Raw genomic sequence first — 245 nt, 5'->3', positions numbered from 1 at the left:
AACTGTGTCGTAGCAGAGGCGATGCCCATCCGCAGAAATGAAGAAGGTCGAATCGGAGTCTCCGATCCGCGAGCGCCTCGCAAGATAGGCACTTAACGCGAGAGCGGTGGTCTCATGAAGCGGCACCAGCCGGTTCTTGCTGAACTTGGTCGCCCGGATGACGAGTCCGTCATCAGTAAAGTCGTCGATCGTCAGCGCGAGAGCCTCGGAGATTCTCAGTCCCGTTGCCGCGAGCAGCGCGAACA

The 245-nt window shown here is 59.2% G+C and carries 1 protein-coding gene; it reads right to left on the bottom strand.

From position 1 onward, the window contains the following. A partial coding sequence (locus PKKP23_RS33665) for a tyrosine-type recombinase/integrase (protein ID WP_153188595.1) occupies nucleotides 1-245 on the bottom strand: 245 nt, incomplete at both ends.

The organism is Paraburkholderia kururiensis JCM 10599 = LMG 19447, assembly GCF_003986935.1.
Taxonomy (GTDB): Bacteria; Pseudomonadota; Gammaproteobacteria; order Burkholderiales; family Burkholderiaceae; genus Paraburkholderia; species Paraburkholderia kururiensis.
This window is presented reverse-complemented; position numbering and strand designations above follow the sequence as displayed.